The sequence below is a fragment of the Corynebacterium sp. KPL1986 genome, from assembly GCF_000477975.1.
Taxonomy (GTDB): Bacteria; Actinomycetota; Actinomycetes; order Mycobacteriales; family Mycobacteriaceae; genus Corynebacterium; species Corynebacterium accolens.
In genome coordinates this window covers 1574227-1593416 of the sequence record NZ_KI515719.1, presented here as the reverse complement: position 1 = coordinate 1593416, position 19190 = coordinate 1574227, and the positions used below count along the sequence as shown (strand labels likewise).

Genomic DNA, 19190 nt, shown 5'->3' with positions numbered 1-19190 from the left:
TTTTTAAATGAAGCCTGCATCGTCGTCATCACTCCATTGAGGTGCGTCGGTAGTTGCTGTAGGGCCGACGATTTTAATGTCGACGTTGTAAGAGGCCAGTGACGAGAGGACAGTTTGAGGGGCCGGCAGCTCATAGCCCCATTTCGGCCCGGTTAGTAGTTCGTCGCGGATAACGCTTTTTGTCGCTTCCGCAACAAAAAGAGCGGTGATGAAGGTGGAGTCCGGTGCGTGGACACTGCCTGAGACGCGAACAGGGCGGCCCCGTAGGGTGCCGTGGACAGTGGCTTGGATGGCAAACCAGTGGTTCTTTCCGGCATCGAGTTTGGTCTTCGCTGCAGCTATGTCTGCGCACAAATTCATGAGCGTGGTTGGGTCTGATATGTCGGTTTGTGAGAGCGCACGTAAAAGTAACTGCTGGGTGTCCCGGTCCGGTATGGCCGTGACCCCTATGAGGCGCGGAATAGAGAAATCTTGGGCCACCTTGCGTAGCTCGTTGGTGACGAACGGGCTTGCTATGAGTCCGTCATCGCTTGGGAAAGGTTCCAGATCTTCAGCGTGGATGCTCCCAGGTTGGTAAGCCACGAGGTCGCCGTCGACAATCATCTTCCCAGGATGTCCGTAGGAGTTGTGGGTACTTAGCACCACATCGACCAGACCCGACAGCCCGCCCCGGTCGCGTCCACCAGTGCAGAGAGTTACCGATTGACAGTCGTCGATTAGGCCCGCCAGGTGGCGTAGTAATAGACCGCTGAGACCGGGGGTAGCGCCGGCGTTGACCACGCACGGACGGTTGGTGGGATAGTTGTCGAATGAGTTGGCTCCGAACGGGTCTATATAGCCCACTGAGTCTGGTAGTGCCGACGCTACTGAGGTCTTGAGAAGACATGACGGTCCGGCGCAGTTGACGACGACATCAAGGTCACGGGAAAATTTGTTGACAGATTCCTCGTCGTGAGCGTCAACGATAGCGGTGCGCTCATCTGATGTGTGGTGAGACCGATTCCCGCAGTTCACCATATGTCCGCTAGCGCGCAACAGTGCGGCTACTTGGCGGCCTACTTCGCCATGCGAACCGAGAACCCCCACTCTTGCCGTCTCTCCTGTGCGAACCACTCAATGTCCTTTTCTTAGCGAGCACATAACGCCAGATAGCGCCTGTTTAGGTTAGGCTACCCTGCGCGGCAATGAGTTGCAATAGATAGAGGGCAAAACGGCTCTTCCCAATCTAGAGTGCGTAGCAACATAGCTACCTGGCTGGGGGTAGGGGTCGTTGGGCCGGGTCAAAAGGATAGGCAGGGGGTGTTTTGGTGGTGTCGTGGCATAGCAAGAGGCCCTAGACGGTGCAAGATGGTCGTTATCACACAGTCCATCCAGCCACCTAGGGCCCTGACCATGAACTTGTGCAGGTATCAAGCTCCGGGTTTCGTAGAGGCTGTTTTTCTTGGTTTTCTACGCCACAGAGGATGCGACAGCGGTGGTGGTGTGGGGACCTGACCCCCATGTGGTGGACACCTGATATCCAGCCCAGTCGAGCTGGCAAGATTGGTAATCTACCACCATGTCCAGGTACTCCGAACAGTTCAAACGCGATGCCGTGGCCCTCTATGAGAACAATGAGGACCTCTCGCTGAACTCAGCATCAGCCGAGCTCGGAATCAATCGAGCCTCGCTGCATTCTTGGGTCAAAAAGTACGGCACCGGCAAACGTGCTCGCACAAAGGCCATGCACGATAAAGCCCAAGCGGCGAATGATTCCGAGCGAATCCGCCAGCTAGAAAAAGAGAACGCAAAATTGCGCGAAGAGCGCGATATTCTGCGCAAGGCCGCCAAATATTTTGCCGAAGAGACACGCTGGTGATCCGCTTCCAGTTTGTCTATGACCACCGAACCGAGTACTCGGTCAAGCGGATGTGCCATGTGTTAAAGCTCAATCGCTCCTCGTTCTACAAATGGGTCAATACCCGCGAAAATCGCAGGTTAAAGATGTGCTCTGATGCTCTTATTGGTGCAAGAATCAAGACCATCTTCGATGATGAGCACGGGCTTTATGGTGCCAAACGCATCGCCGCAAGCCTCAACGACGATACGGACCTCGGCCCGACCAATCATAAGAAGGTCGCACGCATCATGAAATCGATGGGGATCAAAGGCTTTACCAAACGACGTCGATGCATCACCACCAAGCGCAAGCCTGGCCACCGTGTCATGCCAGATTTAGTAGGCCGCAATTTCACCGCTGACAGGCCGAACCACGTCTATGTAGGCGACATCACCTACCTGCCGTGCAAGGGAGGCAAAAACATGTATTTGGCTACAGTCATTGACACCTATTCACGGAAACTTGCAGGTTATGCACTCGCAGACCACATGCGTGTCTCACTGGTCATCGATGCCCTAGCCCACGCACACGGTGTGCGTGGCAGTCTTGACGGGGCTATTTTCCATTCCGATCACGGCAGCGTGTACACCTCACAAGCGTTTAGAAACTACTGCTCGTCGCTGGGTGTACGCCAATCCATGGGCGCGGTGGGAACGAGTGCCGATAATGCCCTGGCAGAGTCATTTAACGCCACCTTAAAACGTGAAGTGCTGCGTGATCGGAAAGTCTTTGATAATCCCATTATCTGCCGTCAGGAAGTCTTCCGGTGGTGCATGCGCTACAACACCCGCAGGCGCCACTCCTGGTGCAATCTTGTGGCTCCTGATGTCTTTGAAGCCGAGACTTCAGCTATACTAGCTAAAGTCGCATAGTTAACCCCCGATGTGTCCACTTTCCGGGGGTCGGGCCCAGCGTCACGATTGGGGAAGATGCCTACAACATCCGTACGCCTGCGGATTTCACGATTGAGCCGTTCAGTAGGGTTATTCGACCAGACTTTCTTCCAGACGGATTTCGGGGCGTTGGTAAAAGCTAAGAGCTCGTTGAGGGCTTCTTCCAGGTAGCTGGCAACGTGGGGGAATTTATCTTCACAAAACGCTACGACCTCACGTGCTTGGGACCACACCGATTCCGAGTCTGGTTGCTGGAATATCGTATGAAACATCGCCGATAGGGTTGGCCACTGGGTCTTGGCAACCATCGAAGACAGGTTTTTAGAAAAGTGCGTTCGACACCGCTGCCAGGACGCATTCGGCAACACGTCACTAATCGCATGCTGGATTCCTAGATGCGCGTCACTGGTGACAAGATAGACCTCATTAAGTCCGCGAGCTTTAAGATCCCTAAAGAACCCAGTCCACGACGCCACAGACTCAGATGTAGCAACCTGCATGCCCAATAGCTCACGATAGCCTTCGGCATTAACCCCGGTAGCCACGAGGACGGAAGCTTTGACCACGCGTCCTCCTTCGCGGACTTTCATGGTCAATGCATCACAGGCAACATACAGGTATGGACCGGTATCGAGTGGTCGGGTACGGAAGTCTTCGACCATCTCGTCCAGGTCTTTAGCCATGTCAGATACCTGCGACTTTGAAAGATTATTAATTCCCAAACTGGCGACGAGATCGTTCATCCTGCGTGTGGACACGCCTTTTAAATAGCAGGTAGCTATTACGGTTGTTAGTGCTCGTTCTGCCCGAGTGCGTCGTTGCAATAACCAGTCCGGGAAAAATGACCCGGTACGTAGTTTGGGTACAGCGACATCAATGGTGCCAACGCGAGTATCAAGATCGCGGTGGCGGTAGCCATTGCGGACATTGGTTCGAGACTTAGACGTGGTGGCGTAGTCGGCGCCGCAGATCTGGTCTGCTTGAGTCGATAGGATTTGGTTGATGAATCCTTGAAGCATCTCGCGCATGAGATCTGGGGATGCTTGGGCAAGCAATTCGTCTAAGTAGGTAGTCGGGTCTATAGAATATGGGCTAGCGGCCATCGTGGTTATCCCTTTCGAGGAAGTGTGGTTACGGAATCGAAAGGTACTACGGTGGTCGCCGGCCTCATTCATAGAGAGTGTCTAATGGTTTGTGTGTGGGAACCTAACCCGCATAAGGAGATGAACCAGAATGACTACTATGGCGAGACGAGATCCGGCTGATAAGGCCAAGATTGATGCGATTGAAAAGAAGCTGCTTGCTAACCCAGAAATCGCGAAACTGATTGATGAGCTAAGCACGTCCACCACGGATGCCAACGACCTAGTTCGGGGCATGTTGCAAGCCTCAATTACCCGGGGTTTGAATGCTGAAATGGATGCCCACCTAGGCTATGAGCCCGGCGATAGAGCAGCTAAAGCTACTGCTGAAACAGACAATCACCGCAACGGCACCTACCCGAAAACCGTGGATTCTAACTACGGGCCAGTAAACATTGATGTTCCACGAGACCGGGCCGGGACGTTTATCCCAACCATGGTTCCTAAAGGCTCTAGGCGGCTAACAGATGTTGACGATATGATTGTCAGCTTATATGCCGGCGGAATGACCATTCGGGATATCCAGCACCATATGGCAACTGCGATGCGGGTTGATATCTCCCATGAGACGATTTCGGCGGTTACAGACGCAGTCTTGGATGAGGTCATGATCTGGCAAAACCGCCAGTTAGACGAGTTCTACCCAGTCATTTTCCTGGATGCACTACGTATTAAAGTCCGCGACGGCGGCCGAGTAGTCAACAAGAGTGCTTATATGGCCATCGGCGTGGATTTAGATGGCATCAAACACATCCTGGGATTGTGGATTGCCAAAGAAGAAGGTGCTTCCTTTTGGGCACACGTGTGCGCCAACCTGGCCAATCGTGGGGTCAAAGACGTCTTTATTGTCTGCTGTGACGGGCTGAAAGGCCTACCAGAGGCAGTGGAGGCAACCTGGCCGAATTCCATGGTACAAACCTGCATCGTGCACTTAATTCGTGCCGCGAATCGGTGGGTGTCTTACGGGGATCGCCGGGCTGTATCAGCCGCGTTGAAGAAGGTTTATACGGCTACTGATGAATCCACGGCAGAAGCAGCGTTGAAGGAATTTTCCGAGTCTGAACTGGGTGTGAAGTATCCTCAGTCGGTCAAGGTCTGGCAGGACGCATGGGATAGATTCGTGCCATTTTTGCAGTTCCCACCAGCAGCAAGGAAGGTCATCTATACAACGAATTCCATTGAATCGTTTAACAACCAGCTGCGTAAAGCTACTCGCAACAGGGTGCAGTTCACTAACGATGAATCCGCGCTCAAGACGCTGTGGTTGATGATCTGCAACATTGAAGACAAACGAGCCGCAAAGAGAGCGAAACAAGGTAAACGAGCCTCGGCTACCGCCAGCAGGCTCGTGGAAGGAGCCCGAGTTTCCGGCTGGAAACAAGCCATCAACCAAATGGCCGTAGCCTTTCCCGCCCGCTTCGACAAATACCTATAAACCTAGCCCCACACACAAACAACTTGACACGCTCCATTCATAAGGGGCCCACCGTCAGTTACAGATACACCACGCTACTGGACGCAACCACACATACGGCCCGCCAGCATCCACTCTCACCGATAACGGCTTAGTATTTACCGCCCGGCTAGCCGGGCGCAAAGGCGGGAGAAATGCCTTTGAAAAAGTCCTGACAACACACAAAATCCAACAGAAAAACGGACGGCCAGGACACCCGCAAACCCAAGCAAAAATTGAGCGATTCCACCAAACACTCAAAAAATGGCTCGCCGCCCGGCCATCCGCGCACACCATTGCTGACCTGCAACAACTCCTCGACGAGTTCCGCGATTACTACAACACCACACGCCCACACCGCGCACTAGGCCGACACACCCCACACCACAGCTACACCACCGGCACAAAAGCCAGCCCCAACGACAATCCCACACAAGAATGGCGCACCAGAAAAGACATCGTCTGGGACAGAAGGCAAAGTCACCGTCCGCTACGCCGGCAAACTCTTCCACCTAGGCATCGGACGCGCATTCAAGAAACAAAAAATCCTCATGGTCATCGCCGACAACCACGTCACCACATCACTAGCTGCGACCGGAGAAATAATCACCGAGCACTACATCGACACAGCCCGCGACTACCAAAAGCCCTACTGGAAAAAAGGCGACCCACCCCTAGAGCCAAAACACGAAAAACCGGCACCCCAGAACAAAAACAACTGAGATGCCGGTTTGTCAACGATGTCGCGACTGACCTGTCAAGCATGTCACGACTCATGACAATTGGAGCCGACGACGGTGTCTGAGTTCACGACATATTTGACACCCTGTTCCTGCGAAGGCAGTCCTGATGCTTGACAGGTGAGTCGGGACAAACTTGACACTTAGCCCACCCTTACCGTGTCAGGTGATGTTTTACAGGTGAGTCGGGACATGTTTGACACTATGAACAGTCCCAACCGTAACCTCGCCATCGTCAAAGCAGTCCGCGGGCAAAAGCGCAGCCCATCACAAGTAGCCAAGCAATTCGGTATCTCTCGCCAACGCGTTTACCAAATCCTTCATGCCTTCGATGCCGGTGGCACAGACGCCATCGCGCCGAAATCCCGCGCCCCACGCACTCACCCCCAAGCCGTGCCAGACACCGTGTGCAAAGACATCATCACAATCCGTAAACAGCTCACCCGTCACGGACTCGACGCAGGTCCAGAAACCATTGCCTACCACCTACAACAAGACGGCAAACGCGTCCCTTCAACCTCGACAATCCGCCGCATCCTAAGAAAAGAAGGACTCATCACCCCAGCACCAAAAAAGAAGCCCAAAAGCTCCTTCATCCGCTTCGAAGCAGCCATGCCCAACGAATGCTGGCAGGCTGACATCACCCACCTGTACCTAGCGGACACCACCCGCATCGAAGTCCTTGACTTCCTCGACGATCACTCCCGCTACCTGCTATCAATCACCGCAGCCGCAGCCTTTAGCGGCACACAAGTCGCCGAGGAACTATCACGCCTGATAGCAGAATACGGACCACCAGCATCCACACTCACCGACAACGGCCTCGTCTTCACCGCCCGCCTAGCAGGACGCAAAGGCGGACGAAACGCCTTTGAAAAAGTCCTCAACGCCAACAAAATCCAACAGAAAAACGGCCGACCAGGCCATCCCCAAACCCAAGGAAAAATCGAGCGATTCCACCAAACCCTCAAAAAATGGATCAACGCCCGACCACCCGCTAAAACCGTAGCTGACCTGCAGACACTCCTCAATGAATTCCGCGACTACTACAACACCACACGCCCCCACAAAGCACTAGGCCGACGCACCCCACACCAGGCCTACACCACCGGCACCAAAGCCAACCCAGCCCACAACCCGACACAAGAATGGCGCACAAGAAACGACGTCGTCTGGGACAACGGCAAAACCACCGTGCGCTACGCCGGCAAAATCTTCCACCTAGGCATAGGCCGCAAATGGAAAAGACAGAAAATCCTCATGGTCATCGCCGACAACCACGTCATCACATCACTAGCCGAAACCGGAGAAGTCATCACCGAGCACTACATCGACACCAGCCGCAACTACCAAAAGCCCTACTGGAAACAAGGAGACCCACCCCTAGGCCCAGAATAAGAAGAAACCGGCATCCCAGAACAAAAAGAAACTGAGATGCCGGTTTGTCAACGATGTCGCGACTCACCTGTCAAGCATGTCGCGACTCATGACATTGGAGCCGACGACGGGAATCGAACCCGCGCCAGCAGCTTGGGAAGCTGCAGTTCTACCATTAAACTACGTCGGCACTGCGCTAAATGCGCTTTCCCTACTATACACCTAGGGCAGGCGATTGAGTAGAATCGGGGCCGTGCTTCTTTCAGATCGTGATATTCGTTCCGCCATTGATTCCGGAGAGCTGGGCATCGAGCCCTTTGATAGTGAGCTTATCCAGCCTTCTTCCGTTGACGTGCGCTTAGATAAGTACTTCCGGGTATTCAATAACTCCCGCTATACGCACATTGACCCCAAAGAGGAGATGCCGGAGCTTACCACCTTGGTGGAAGTAGAAGAGGACCAATCCTTTATCCTCCACCCCGGCGAGTTTGTCCTTGGCGCTACGCTGGAGAAATTCACCCTCCCGGCTGACCTGGCTGGACGGCTGGAGGGAAAGTCGTCGCTGGGGCGGCTGGGCCTTTTGACCCACTCCACCGCGGGCTTTATCGATCCCGGTTTTTCCGGGCACATCACCTTGGAGCTTTCTAATACCGCGAACCTGCCCATTGCGCTGTGGCCGGGGATGAAGGTGGGCCAGTTGGCCATCTTTAAGATGACCTCGCCGGCGGAAAGCCCCTATGGCACGGGTGCCTTGGGATCGAAGTACCAAGGTCAGCGCGGCCCAACGCCATCAAAGTCTTACCTGAACTTCCGCAGGGATTAATCTGGTATTTACATAAAATCTCTAGGATGAGGTTTTATGCGGATGACTGTTATTGGCACCGGTTACCTGGGTGCCACCCATGCCGCCTGCATGGCGGAATTGGGGCATGAAGTTTTAGGCGTCGATGTAGACGAGGATAAGATCGCCGTCTTGCAATCGGGCAAGGTTCCGTTCTTTGAGCCGGGGCTGCCGGAGGTGCTCGAGCGCAATATTGATGCTGGGCGCTTAGGGTTTAGCACGGATTATGACGAGGCCGCGCAGTTTGCCAACGTGCACTTTCTCGGCGTGGGAACCCCGCAGCGCCGCGGTTCTTATGCAGCGGATATGACCTATGTTAAAGCCGTTATCACGGACTTGGTGCCCAAGCTGCGCGGGGAGCACGTCATCTTTGGCAAATCCACCGTTCCGGTAGGCACGGCGGCGGAACTACAAGAACTGGCGGATAGTTTGGCGCCCGAGGGAACCCGCGTGGAAATCGCGTGGAATCCGGAATTTTTGCGCGAGGGTTATGCGGTGCACGACACCATCACCCCGGACCGCATCGTGATTGGTACCCGTGAATCAGAATCGCGCACAGAAGAGCTTGCCCGTGAGATCTACGCGCAGCCGTTAGCGCAGGATACGCCCTTCATCGTGACCGACCTGCAGACCGCAGAGTTAGTAAAAGTCTCCGCCAACGCCTTTTTGGCCACCAAGATTTCCTTCATCAATGCGGTCTCTGAGATTTGTGAGATCGCGGGGGCGGACGTGGTGGCGCTGGCGGATGCCATTGGCATAGACAAGCGCATTGGCCGCAAGTTTCTCGGCGCGGGCCTGGGCTTTGGCGGTGGATGTCTGCCCAAGGATATCCGCGCTTTTATGGCGCGCGCCGGTGAGCTCGGTGCCGATCAGGCTCTGACCTTCCTGCGCGAAGTGGATGCGATCAATATGCGCCGGCGCGACCGCATGGTGGACATGTCTAAAGAAGCCTTCAATGGCTCGCTCTTGGGCCACCGCGTTACCGTGCTGGGCTGTGCCTTTAAACCGAATTCGGACGATGTGCGGGATTCGCCGGCGCTCTCGGTCGCGGGGTCCTTGTCCTTGGCGGGTGCGGCGGTGACCGTCTATGACCCCGAGGGCATGGACAACGCCAAGAAGGTTTTCCCCACCTTGGACTATGCCGCCGATACGGAATCCGCCTTGCGGGAGGCGGAATTGGTCATCCTGGCCACCGAATGGCAGCAATTTAAGGAGCTGGACCCGAACGAGGCCGGCGAGCTCGTGGATAATAAGCACATTATCGATGGCCGCAATGTGCTCGACGTTGCGGCCTGGTCCAACGCCGGTTGGAAGATACAGGCGCTGGGCCGCACGCTTTAGCGGCGGCGCGACGGGACCGTAAACGCGGCAATCAGCGTGGTAATGGGCACCGCGAGGGTCAGCGCCATGGCGCCAACGCCGGAGCGCAGGAGCTCGGTGGCGACGAGATCGCTGCTGAGGATTTGCCCCGCTGGGCGTTCGGCTGCGGTGATGAGCAGGAGTAGGGGCAAGGCGGCGCCGGTATAGGTCAAAATGAGGGTATAGACCATCGAGGCAATATGGTCGCGGCCGACCCGCATGGCGGATAGGAAAAGCTCGAGCGGTGAGGCCGCGGAATCGGATTCGTGCAGCTCGGTGATGGTGGAGGCTTGGGCGATGGCGACATCGGCAAGGCTGCCCAATGCGCCGACGACGAAACCGCACAGCAGTACGCCCAGGATGGACACATTGGGCATATACAGCAGCAGCTTGAGGTTGTCTTCGGAGCTATAGCCTTGTAGTTGCGAACTATCGATGGCTGCCCACGCAAGGAACGCGGCGATGGCAAGCGCAGTCAGGGAACCGCCCACCGCGGAGGCGGATTTCCAATTCACGCCGTGGACCAGCGGCACGGCAAGGAGAATGATGGCGGTACAGGCGGCGAGCGCCACCCACAGGGGATTGGTGCCCGCGATGAGCGCTGGGATGAGGAAGCTAAAGACGATGCCAAGGCTTAGCCCCAAGCCGATGATCGCGCGCACCCCATGCCAGGCCGCGAAAGCGATGATGACAATAGCGATGACCACTCCCCACAGCAGGAGGCTATTGCTGCGCTGATAATCGGCAAAGGCATACGAGACGGATCCGGTGGGATCGGTGGCCTTGGACAGCACGATATTATCGCCCGGCTGCAATTCTGGGTCGCCCGCGTTGCCGTAGGTGACCAATTGGGTCATCTTTCCCTCGTCCTCGCCGGAGGTGATCTTCACCAGCGCCCGGTCACAGTCCACCTCTTCCTTTTCCGGAATCAGCGGCGGGGTATCGAAGGCCAGGCCGGTCTGCTCCGATTGGCACGCGGAATGGTCGGTCTTTTCCACTGTTGCCTCAACCTGCGGGTGGTTCAGCGCGTAGGTGGACTCGAACTCCTCCGAAGTGTGCTCTGAGGTAGCACTAGAGGGCCACAGCAGGACGAGGCCAATCAGCATGGCGACAAGGGCCGTACCGATGGCAGTGACCAGGCCAACGCGCCACGGGTGGCCGGATACCTCCTGCGCCAGCTGACGTGGATTTAGGCGTTCCAACGCCGACTGGCCTGGCGCGTGCCCGCTGGACCCAGATCGACGCTGCGCTTGCCGATGCCGCGAAGCCGAGTCCGATGCGGAATTAGAAACCGAGGAATGCCGTCCCATACGGTGTATTGTGAACGATTATTACTGCAATTACCAATCGCCTGCTGGGGTGCTATTGGCGGTAGCTTACCAAGAAATTGCCCAAGCGCTCGATGGCGTTTTCCAGCTGGGAAGCCCAGGGCAGCGTGACCACGCGGAAGTGATCCGGGTGCGGCCAGTTGAAGCCGGTGCCTTGGACCATGAGGATCTTTTCGGCCTTGAGGATGTCCAACATGAGCTTGGAATCATCGTGAATCTCATAGACATTGGGATCCAGGCGCGGGAAGAGGTACAGCGCGCCCTTGGGCTTTACCGCGGACACACCGGGGATCTCATTGATCTTGTCGTAGGCGATATCGCGCTGGCGCAGCAGTCGTCCCCCCGCTCCGGTGAGCTCGTAGATGGATTGGCGCCCGCCCAGCGCCACCTGGATGGCATGTTGGGCAGGAACATTCGGGCACAGGCGGGTACCGGCCAGCAATTCGAGGCCCTCGATAAGCCCGTGCGCATGGTGCTTCGGGCCCGTAATGACCATCCAGCCCGCGCGGTAACCACAGACGCGGTAGGCCTTGGATAGGCCATTAAAGGTAAAGGTCAAGAGATCGGGGGCCAGCGAGGCGATGGAGATATGCTTCGCATCGTCATAAAGGATGCGGTCATAAATCTCATCGGCCAAAATCAGCAGGTTGTGCTCCCTGGCGATGTCCACGATCTGCTGCAGGACCTCGCGCGAATACACCGCGCCGGTTGGGTTATTCGGGTTGATAACCACGATGGCCTTGGTCTTTTCGGTGACCTTGGACCTAATGTCCTCGATGGATGGGTTCCAGTCGTCTTCCTCATCGCACAGGTAGTGCACTGGGGTGCCGCCGGCCAGCGAGGTTGCCGCCGTCCACAGCGGGTAATCGGGTGCCGGGATGAGGATCTCATCGCCGTTATTGAGCAGCGCCTGGGTGGTCATGGTGATTAGTTCTGATACGCCATTGCCCAAGAAGACATCGTTGATATCAAAATGAGGGAAGTCTTCGAGCTCATAGCGCGTGACGATGGACCGCCGAGCCGAGGTAATGCCTTTAGAGGTGGAGTAGCCCTGGGAGGTGGGCAGCGCGCCGATCATATCGCGCATGATGACATCGGGTGCATCGAAGCCAAAGACGGCGGGGTTGCCGGTATTGAGCTTGAGGATGGTGTGGCCATCCAGCTCCATTCTCTCCGCTTCCGCTGAGACCTCACCGCGAATATCGTAAGCGATGCCCTTTAATTTTTCGGACTGGTCAAAGATGCGGGGTTTGGGAGAAGTCATGGCCATATTGTGCCATCTTTCACAGCGCTAAGAAATATTGCAGCGCACCTCAGCGCTATTTATTATTCCACTTGCTGATTTGTTTCTTCGCCATTTCCATAGCCTGACCGGTAATTTCTCCGGCCTGCTGGCGGCGTTGGGCCCACATTTTCTTCTCTAATTCTTTTTGATGCGCTCGCTCGTGTGCCGTCAGCGCACGGATTTCGCGCTGCTGTTGGCGCTCAATTTGCCGCACCGACGGGGCGTGCCAGGATTCCGGGCCCACCTTGGCCACATACAACAGGATCCACACGATGGGGATGAGCGCTGCGGCCACGGCACCGCCCGCTAGCAACCAAGGGCTATTCATGGTGGCGCTGAGCAAGACAAGAGTAGGTGATGCCGTGAGCAGCACCACCGAGCTGGTCAGCGCCGTAGCGATGCGCGGCTTCTTTGCGGCATTATAGGCGCGGTCCACATCGCCTTGGGAGTAGATCTTTACCTCTTGCGAGCCGGTCGCAGGGATATCGCTAAAGATCGGTGCCAGGTCCTTTTGGGTCACGGCCTGCATGACGCTATCGGAGCGCTCCTCAAACTCGTCCATGGATAAGCGGCCTTCGCCCACTGCGCGGGCTAGATCGGTCAGGGCATCGTTGCGCTCTGAATCGGATAGACGCAGTGTCCGGTCATAGGGGGAGGATCCGTAGCTATTAGTCACAGCCACCATAATAGACAAGCTGATTCAAAAAGAATATGCCTTGCCGCGGTGGCAAGGCATGGCTTCTAGAGTGGAGTGCACAGATTAGAGCTCTTGCGACTCTTCTTCCTTATCGTCCTCGGTGGAATCCGATTTCTTCTTTGGATCGGATTCATCAACCGTCTTGGAGTCTTTCCTCCCCACCACGTTGGCCAGGAACGGGAAGATGGCAACAGTCAACGCTCCACCGGCAACGAAGATGGAGGCGGTTTCTTGCTTCATCAATTCGGAATTAACCGCCAGCGATGTCACGGCAACGATGATCGGCAGGCCGGTCGCCGTGTACAAACTGACTTGGAGGCGTTCGCGCACCGTTTCAATTTCGGAGCCGGTGTGGCCCACATTCTCGCGCAGGAATACCGGCAGACCACGGGTAACGAGAATAAGCGCCGGGATGCCTAGCACCTTCCCCGGATTATTGGCGATGGTATCCCAGTTAATCGTCATGCCAGAGACCACGAAGAAGACCGGGATGAGCATGGAGTGGAAGACGACATCGAGGCGGTGCTCCAGCCGGCGGTGGAATTCATCCGGAATGATGCGGTTTAAGATGATGCCGGCGGCGAAGGCGCCCAGCACGATGTCGAGCTCAAAGACCGCCGTGACGGCCATGAGGGTGGCAAGGATCAGGATGATCAGACGCAAAATGGTCTGGTTGGTGGACCCTGCACCGGAGATAAACGCCGCTTTAACCCACGGAATCGTCGTTGCAATGGCCGCCGGCATGATGGCAACGGCCACGGCGATACCGATGAACGCGAGCATAATCAGCAGCGTGGTCCACGTGGAGCGCGTGCTGAGCAAAAGCGCCATCGCGGTAATGGGGGCGACCTCACCAATAGCGCCGTGAATCATGACCGATTTGCCCACTTTGGTCTCGAGCACGCGGTCCTGTTTCAGCATTGGTTGTAGCGTGCCCAACGCCGTGGATGTCAGCGCGAGTGCTACCACGATGGCACCTGGGACGTTATCGACCAAGAAGTACGCACCAACACCACAGGCCACGAGGCAGATAAGCCAAGTGGAAAGCGCGGTTCCCGCCTCTTTGGTCTTGAGCGTAGAAATCTCGATCTCAAAACCGGCGAGCAAGAAGAGCGCACCAACACCCAGCTCTTTCAGCATGCTGATGCCGGCATCCTCATGGGCGACATCCAAAAGCGATGGGCCGATGACCATGCCGAAGATGATCAGAAGGGCAACGGCCGGCAGCCGGTTGCCCAACATGAACGACACTATGGGCGCCAACAGCGCCGCAAGCATGATCCAGGCAAAGGAAACGAGGCTAGTGGTGTTTTCCGTCGCACCCGCTGCGAGAACAACAGTATCCGCAGCCCATCCCACATCTAAATGCATGGATCACAGCGTACGCACTCACCCCTGCACATGCCTACTCGGTATTCGCGTCTTCCGGCGGCGTGGGTGGCTCCGGCGGTTCCGGTGGCCTGGGTGCCTTGGGAGGCTCTGCGCTTGCCGACGTCCCCGGTGGTGCCGGTGGCGCAGGCGGAGCAGGCGGCGTGGACGATGCCGGTGGACCCGACGGGGCTGGAGGGGCAGGGGATGCGGGTTGCGCGGGCGGCGCTGCTGCTTCGGGTTTCTTGTCAGCGAGCGGTGGCTTTGGCGCTGCCGGAGCCTGTGGTGCCTTGGCATCTTGCGGAGCCTTCGGCGGCTGTGGAGCTGCAGGTGGTTTCGGCGCAGCTGGCGCTTCCGGTGCAGCCGGTGGCTGCGGGGCACGAGGCGGCTGGGGCGCCGCGGGTGCCTTGGCACTTGGAGCAGCTGGCGGAGTCGGAGCACCTGGAGTTGCCGGGGTACTTGGTGCTGCTGGAGCGCTCGGAGCTGCAGGGGTGCTGGGTGCCGAAGGAGCACTCGGAGCCGCTGGGGCCTTAGGAGCCTTTGGCGGCGTGGGAGCGCCCGGTGGTGTTGGCGCGCTGGGCGCGGAGGGAGCACTCAGTGCAGCAGATGGAGTGGGCGCGCCGGGTGCCGAAGGAGCCTTTGGCGCCGATGGTGCCGATGGCGTCGCAGAACCGGGTGCGGGAGGAGCCGCCGGAGCAGCGGGAGCGGATGGTGCACTGGGTCCGGCAGGCTGAGTTGGTGCCGCCGGAGCAGAGGGGGCGGCTGGGGCAGAGGGCGCGCTTGGAGCTGCCGGTGCTGAAGGCGCGGATGGGGCTGCTGGAGCGGCGGGCGCAGCAGGTGGCGTCGCGGCAGTGGGGGTGTTGGTAGAGGAGGGGGCATCGGCAGGCGCGGGCGCCTTGGGGGCATCGGGGGTAGTGGTTGAAGCCGCGCGGTGGCGCACTGGGGTGCCCAAGAAGGCCTTGGGGCGGGGCTTGGGAAGAGTGCCCTTGTCATCCAGGGAAATGGAATTGCGCAGCATGGTGGCCACGTCGTTGACCTGGGTGGTGGGGGTGGACTCGGTGGCCAAAGATTTCACGCCGCCGGTCATCATGACATTGCAGAACGGGCAGCCGGTGGCGATTTCTTCGGCGCCGGTCTCGAGTGCTTGCTCCGTGCGGAACTCATTGATGCGAGAACCCAGCTTTTCCTCCATGAACATGCGCGCGCCGCCGGCGCCGCAACAAAAGGCCTCATCGCGGGTTTTGTCCATCTCGCGCAGTTCTACGCCGGTGGCCTCGAGAAGCTCGCGCGGGGGATCGAAGACCTTATTGTGCCGGCCTAAGAAGCACGGATCGTGGTAAGTGATGGGCTTGCGGTTTTCTGGGGTGCGCGGAACCGGCTGTAGCAGCTTTTCGCGCACCAGGCGGTTGAGCAGCTGCGTGTGGTGGAATACATCGAAATGTCCGTCAAAGTCCGGGTACTCATTGCGGATGGTATTAAAGCAGTGCGGACAGGTCGTGATGATTTTCCGCTGGCCTTTGGGTACGCCCGCAAAAGCGTTGTTGAGGGTTTCAACGTTTTGCTGTGCCATCATCTGGAACAAGAACTCGTTGCCGGCGCGGCGGGCGGGATCGCCGGTGCAGGTCTCACCGGTAGAAAGCACGCCGAACTTCACGCCAGCGGTGTGCAGCAGATCCACGACGGCGCGGGTGGTGCGGCGGCCATTGTCGTCATAAACGCCGGCGCAGCCTACCCAGAGGAGGTATTCCATATCGGAGAAATCGGTGGCGTCCTCGCCAATGATGGGTACCTCGATGCCATCGGCACGCGCCTCATCAATCCAGGCGCGTCGCTCGGAATTATTGCGGCCCCAAGGGTTGCCCTTGGTCTCCATGTTTTTAAATAGGCCGGTGAGCTCCGATGGGAAATCGGATTCCGCCAAGACCTTGAAGCGGCGCAGGTCTGCAATATGGTCGATGTGCTCGATATCGGTGGGGCACTGATCCACGCAGGCCCCGCAATTGGTGCAGGACCACAGGACGTCATCGTCGATGACACCAGCCATCGAGAGCACATCGAGGCCCTCGTGTGGGTTGTAATTATCCAGCGCGCCTTGGCGCAGGTCCATCATGACCTTTTTGGGGCTGAGCGGCTTATCGGTATTCCAGGCGGGGCACAGCTCCTGGCAGCGGCCGCACTCGGTGCATGCGGTCGAATCCAGCAGCATCTTCCAGCTGCCAGGGGTGATGTCTTCTTCCAGGTCCGGGGTGGGCAGGGATTTGAGCGCCTTTTCCCCAGAGGTATTGCGCTGGAAAAAGATATTGAAAAACGCCATGAAGCGGTGCCACATGACACCCCACTGGAAGTTGCGGGCGATAAAGAAGATGAAGAGGAGCCCGGATAGCAGCTTGACCAGGGCGAAGAAGCTGACCAGTGCCGGGGATTCGGGTAGCGCCTTAGCCAGGTGAATAGTCAAGAAATCCGCGACTGCGGAACCGTGACCAAAGGCCGCGATCTTGGAGGCCTTGACCAGGAGCATGCTGAGGCCCTCGATGAAGACGATGGCCTCCACCCAGCGGGCCGCTGCCGTTTGAGAGTTGAAAAAGCGGCTGCCGCGCTCGGTATCGCCTAGTTTCAGGCGCACGCTTATCAGGAAGCAGATGCCTAGCACCGTGCCGATGCCGAGCACTTCTTCCACGAAGTGATAGACCGTCCAGGTGCTTAAGCCCGGCCATCCTTGATCCGGGGCGAAGGTTTGGATATAGGCCTCAAACCAGACCAGGATGCCGAATAAGAAGCCCACCATGACTAACCAGTGGGCAGCGTTGACCAGTGGTTTGCCCTTGAAGTGGGTGTGGCCGAAGACCTCAACCAGCACGCGCCAAAGGCGTTTTACGGGGCTATTGGTGCGCTCTAGTTGGGTGGGCCCGCCCGAGCGGATGAACTTAATGAGCGCCCCGGCGCGGGCGAAAAAGTATAGCCACACCGGAATCGATGCGGCTATAGCAATCCAACCGAACACGGTGGTCATTCGTGCTCCTTCACTACTGATACTCCACGTTGTTATCTACCTTAAGGCCTAAAGCCGCGAATCTGGGAGTCAGTATTCAATACCAATGAGTGAAGGGGAATGGTTTTAGTAGTGGAAGCCGCCTTCGGCTTCAGCCTTTTCAAATGCGCGCGTAGCAATAGGAACCATGCGTGCTTTGCGTGGGAGGACAGAGAAGATACCACGTACAGTACGGGAGAAAATCTTCAGCTTGCGCTCGTCCTTTTTAGTCCACTCCCAGCCAAGTTTATTGCGCAACTTGTCTGGAATCATACCGATAGCAACCCACAGCAGCAGTCGGGATGCGTAGGGTGCGATGGGTTTCCACAGCCAGTTGGGCACCTTAGGGTCTGGGGGGTCAAGGGTAAGGCCGTTGATAATGCGGGAGCGCTCGATGGTCTCGCTGATATCGAGGGTATCGATCATGAGGTCCAAGTACTCTTCAAATTCTGCGTACGTCTTTGGTGCATCATCCGGCTCTGCAACTCCGTAGAACGTATACCAAGTACGGGTTTCTTGGAAGAGCTGTTCGCGTTCCTCTGGGCTTAAGGGAACCATGAAGTTGCCGGCCAACTGGTAAGGCATGGCTGCGAAGGTGGCATGGGCCCAGTAGTAAACATCCGGATTCAGCGGGTGGTAGCGGCTTCCATCTGGATGGGTTCCCTTGATGTCCTTATGGAAATCACGAATCATTATGCCGACTTCGGGGCCTTCATAAATCGTGCGAATGATCGGGAAAGCGGACCGAACAAGGCGTGCAACCTCGTTATCGAAGACGTTGGAGTGCTGCACCAAGGAACGGCTGACGTCGCGCTGGGTAATCTGTAATAGACCAGCGGACAGGGCAACGAATGCCGAGCGCCAGTCACCAAAGCGCTGCCACAGGATGGAATCTGGACCCAACTCAGGCAGGTTTTCCGTATTGGTATCGGACGCTTGGGTCATCTGATCGTTTACAGTGCTTTCAGGATTGCTCAGAGTGGTCATCATGCCTCCTTAAGGGCAGTAGCGGACTTTTGTTGAGTCTGGCGTTCTGATGAGGCGGATTCAGAGGCGTAGTTGGATGCTCTCTTGAAATCATGGGCCGGTGCATCGAACCCCGCGAGCACTTCGCGGATTCCGCGTACAGTTCCGGGTTGGACCAACCACTTATCATGCTTGACCGTTAGTTCTCCGGGTCCACGAATTTCGAGTTGGCGAACGTAACGGCGGCAGTGATCCGCACGGGCCTCGATAACAGCCAATGGGCGGCGTTTGAGGTAGGAATCACGCGGGGTAGGGCCGTCGACGAAGAGGGCATTAGGAAGTCCAAAGACCTCGACACCGTGGTGGAGGTACATATCGTCGACATTTGCCTTCGAACGTCCCGGAACGGAAATCCACGGAGACGCCTCACCGGTGGCGCGGATCAGGACATCGAATGCTTGGGTTTCCTGGCCGGAATCACTGAGGTAGGAAATTTCCCATTGTCCTTCTGCGCGGTCGAATTCAGCTCCGGTAACTTCGGTGGAACCACGGAACTCGGCGCCACTGGCCTCGACAGCCTTTTCAAGGTGGCGAATGACAGAAGCCGGTGAGCCGTCAGTCCTAGTGAGGCGGAGGTACGGCGTACGGAAGTGGTATTTCCGGGATACCTCAGTGGCTAGAGCAGAATTGAAATGACCACCGATATGTGGTTCTTGTTCAAAAAGAACGGTGTCGAATCCTGAGAATGCGCATTCAGAAGCCGCGGCGCATCCAGCTACTCCGGCGCCAACCACTGCGACAGTCGGCCGACGGTATGGCTTGAACATGCTGTTC

The 19190-nt window shown here is 57.1% G+C and carries 13 protein-coding genes, 1 tRNA gene and 3 pseudogenes; 6 read left to right on the top strand and 11 right to left on the bottom strand.

Translation table 11 applies throughout. The annotated features are described in order from the left end of the window. Positions 1-3: 3 nt before the first annotated feature. Together HMPREF1287_RS12715 and HMPREF1287_RS12840 are read right to left on the bottom strand one after the other, a co-directional pair. Positions 4-603, bottom strand: a complete 600-nt coding sequence (locus tag HMPREF1287_RS12715; RefSeq protein ID WP_232218841.1) for a hypothetical protein — start codon at positions 601-603, stop codon at positions 4-6. Positions 604-894: 291 nt separating this feature from the next. Then, positions 895-1086, bottom strand: a pseudogene (locus tag HMPREF1287_RS12840) (NAD-dependent epimerase/dehydratase family protein); the annotation flags it as partial. Positions 1087-1558: 472 nt separating this feature from the next. Here HMPREF1287_RS12840 and HMPREF1287_RS07330 point away from each other — a divergent pair. Then, positions 1559-2751, top strand: a protein-coding gene (locus tag HMPREF1287_RS07330) for an IS3 family transposase (protein WP_156905094.1) whose coding sequence is annotated in 2 segments (ribosomal slippage) — positions 1559-1838 and positions 1838-2751 — 1194 coding nt in all. Because the reading frame shifts where the segments join, the coding sequence is not laid out codon by codon here. Positions 2752-2789: 38 nt separating this feature from the next. Here the strand turns inward: HMPREF1287_RS07330 and HMPREF1287_RS07325 are convergent. Beyond that, positions 2790-3875: pseudogene (locus tag HMPREF1287_RS07325) on the bottom strand (IS256 family transposase); the annotation flags it as partial. A 139-nt stretch (positions 3876-4014) separates the two neighbouring features. On the opposite strand from HMPREF1287_RS07325, the gene HMPREF1287_RS07320 reads away from it, so the two are divergent. The 3 genes and pseudogenes from HMPREF1287_RS07320 (at position 4015) to HMPREF1287_RS07310 (ending at position 7505) form a co-directional block, all read left to right on the top strand. Beyond that, complete coding sequence (locus tag HMPREF1287_RS07320; RefSeq protein ID WP_198010388.1) at positions 4015-5349, top strand: IS256 family transposase; 1335 nt, start codon at positions 4015-4017, stop codon at positions 5347-5349. A 91-nt stretch (positions 5350-5440) separates the two neighbouring features. Next, positions 5441-6089, top strand: a pseudogene (locus tag HMPREF1287_RS07315) (integrase core domain-containing protein); the annotation flags it as partial. A gap of 222 nt (positions 6090-6311) precedes the next feature. After that, positions 6312-7505 (top strand): IS481 family transposase, encoded by a 1194-nt coding sequence (locus HMPREF1287_RS07310; RefSeq protein WP_034653752.1) that lies wholly within the window; start codon positions 6312-6314, stop codon positions 7503-7505. 95 nt (positions 7506-7600) lie between these two features. On the opposite strand, the gene HMPREF1287_RS07305 is transcribed toward HMPREF1287_RS07310, so the two are convergent. Continuing rightward, positions 7601-7674: transfer RNA gene (locus HMPREF1287_RS07305), tRNA-Gly, on the bottom strand. Positions 7675-7737: 63 nt separating this feature from the next. Between HMPREF1287_RS07305 and dcd the strand changes: the two genes are divergently transcribed. Both dcd and HMPREF1287_RS07295 read left to right on the top strand, forming a co-directional pair. Then, positions 7738-8307: a dCTP deaminase gene (dcd, locus tag HMPREF1287_RS07300; protein WP_023018083.1), complete on the top strand. Its 570-nt coding sequence runs from the start codon at positions 7738-7740 to the stop codon at positions 8305-8307. Positions 8308-8343: 36 nt separating this feature from the next. Continuing rightward, the gene (locus HMPREF1287_RS07295) at positions 8344-9666 is read left to right on the top strand and encodes a UDP-glucose/GDP-mannose dehydrogenase family protein (protein ID WP_023018082.1); all 1323 of its coding nucleotides are present in this window, start codon (positions 8344-8346) and stop codon (positions 9664-9666) included. Here the strand turns inward: HMPREF1287_RS07295 and HMPREF1287_RS07290 are convergent. From HMPREF1287_RS07290 to HMPREF1287_RS07260, 7 genes are all read right to left on the bottom strand, one after another. After that, positions 9663-10790, bottom strand: a complete 1128-nt coding sequence (locus tag HMPREF1287_RS07290; RefSeq protein ID WP_232218886.1) for a YibE/F family protein — start codon at positions 10788-10790, stop codon at positions 9663-9665. The genes HMPREF1287_RS07295 and HMPREF1287_RS07290 overlap by 4 nt on opposite strands. A gap of 256 nt (positions 10791-11046) precedes the next feature. Next, positions 11047-12282 (bottom strand): pyridoxal phosphate-dependent aminotransferase, encoded by a 1236-nt coding sequence (locus HMPREF1287_RS07285; RefSeq protein ID WP_023018080.1) that lies wholly within the window; start codon positions 12280-12282, stop codon positions 11047-11049. 49 nt (positions 12283-12331) lie between these two features. Then, complete coding sequence (locus tag HMPREF1287_RS07280; RefSeq protein ID WP_023018079.1) at positions 12332-12982, bottom strand: DUF1707 domain-containing protein; 651 nt, start codon at positions 12980-12982, stop codon at positions 12332-12334. 75 nt (positions 12983-13057) lie between these two features. Beyond that, positions 13058-14365, bottom strand: a complete 1308-nt coding sequence (locus tag HMPREF1287_RS07275) for a cation:proton antiporter (RefSeq protein ID WP_023018078.1) — start codon at positions 14363-14365, stop codon at positions 13058-13060. Between the two features lie 34 nt (positions 14366-14399). After that, a complete protein-coding gene (locus HMPREF1287_RS07270) occupies positions 14400-17372 on the bottom strand; it encodes a (Fe-S)-binding protein (protein WP_023018077.1) in 2973 nt (990 codons plus the stop codon). Between the two features lie 105 nt (positions 17373-17477). Further along, complete coding sequence (locus tag HMPREF1287_RS07265; protein WP_034654502.1) at positions 17478-18380, bottom strand: oxygenase MpaB family protein; 903 nt, start codon at positions 18378-18380, stop codon at positions 17478-17480. Then, entirely contained in the window at positions 18377-19183 is an 807-nt protein-coding gene (locus HMPREF1287_RS07260; protein ID WP_023018075.1) for an FAD-dependent oxidoreductase, read from the bottom strand. Before HMPREF1287_RS07260 ends, HMPREF1287_RS07265 begins: the two co-directional genes overlap by 4 nt. Positions 19184-19190: the final 7 nt, after the last annotated feature.